Raw genomic sequence first — 858 nt, 5'->3', positions numbered from 1 at the left:
TATAATACTGATATAGATTATTATAAAAGGTTAAAGATATGGAAAAGATTGGTTTTAACGATGACATCTCGGAAACTCTGCTTATAAATTTGTATTTTAGAAGCCTTGAAAACGAAGTAAAAGAGCCGATTTTAAGAGATGAATTTTCGGGAGAGATAGTTAAAAAGATAGATTATGACTTTGCTAAATTTGAAGCGGGCGATCTAAGTCGCGTAGGAGTTATAATAAGGGCGAAATTTATCGACGACGCACTTGTGGAATTTGCCAAAGATAACGATGAGGTAGTTATCGTGCAGGTTGGCGCCGGTCTTGACACTAGACCGCTTAGACTTGAGTCGGTATGTCCCAATGCTATCTTTTACGACCTTGATCTTCCCGATGTGATCGCACTTCGCGACAAACTCATGCCAAAAGCTAAGAAAAACTTTAGCATCTCTAGCTCCATGCTTGAAACCGCTTGGATGGACGAACTTAAAGCAAAGCATCCAAATGCCAAATTCGCCTTTGCTCTAGAAGGCGTTGCGATGTATTTTGAAAAAGAAGTTTTTAAAGAGTTCTTTTTAAATTTAGCTAAGAGGTTTGAGGGCATAGTTGCGCTTGATCTTATAAATAATTTTGCCGCAAAGATGGATTCTAGAAAGCATGATACGCTTAAATTTATGAAAAAAAGAGTTGATTTTAAGATGGGCATAGAAGATCCAAGCGAGGTTGAAGAGTGGGATAAAGCCGCGATAAAGCATCTAAAAACGGGCGCGATGATGGATATGTATAAAAACAGATGGAGTCTTAGAGGTAGGATTTTTGGACTTATTCCCGCTTTTAGAAACTCTTGCAGGATGTTTGTGTTTGGGTTAAATT

Annotated in this window: 1 protein-coding gene; it reads left to right on the top strand. The window is 38.0% G+C overall.

Annotated features, from left to right (window positions below; genetic code table 11):
• Window positions 1–38: 38 nt before the first annotated feature.
• Window positions 39–858 (top strand): class I SAM-dependent methyltransferase (locus tag CDOM16188_RS11070; protein ID WP_172202201.1); only part of this gene is annotated, 820 nt, incomplete at its 3' end.

It is taken from the genome of Campylobacter sp. RM16188 (assembly GCF_012978795.1).
Classification (GTDB): Bacteria; Campylobacterota; Campylobacteria; order Campylobacterales; family Campylobacteraceae; genus Campylobacter_A; species Campylobacter_A canis.
Note: the sequence above shows the minus strand (reverse complement) of the source record. Positions and strands in the feature narration are given on the sequence as shown.